Source organism: Tepidibacillus infernus (assembly GCF_048898065.1).
GTDB classification, from domain to species: domain Bacteria; phylum Bacillota; class Bacilli; order Tepidibacillales; family Tepidibacillaceae; genus Tepidibacillus_B; species Tepidibacillus_B infernus.
Map to the genome: position 1 here is coordinate 1 of NZ_JBLWFI010000059.1, position 255 is coordinate 255.

Annotated in this window: 1 protein-coding gene; it reads left to right on the forward strand. The window is 40.4% G+C overall.

What is annotated here, in order from left to right:
- A partial coding sequence (locus TEPIDINF_RS15280) for a DDE-type integrase/transposase/recombinase (RefSeq protein ID WP_421692406.1) occupies nt 1–255 on the forward strand: 255 nt, incomplete at both ends.

Consider the following 255-nt stretch of genomic DNA (forward strand, 5'->3'; position numbering starts at 1 on the left):
AGAAGTGGGTGGCAGATATTACGTATATCCATACGCTTAAAGAGGGTTGGTGTTACCTGGCTTCTGTAATGGATTTACATACACATAAAATTGTTGGTTACTCTTTTGCAAAATCGATGACAACAGAGCTCGTGATCAAAGCCCTAGCCAATGCTTGTGATACACAACAGCCCAAGGATGGACTTATTCTTCACACCGATTTAGGAACACAATATACGAGTGAAGCATTTGAACAATATGCTAAGTCTCAAGGCA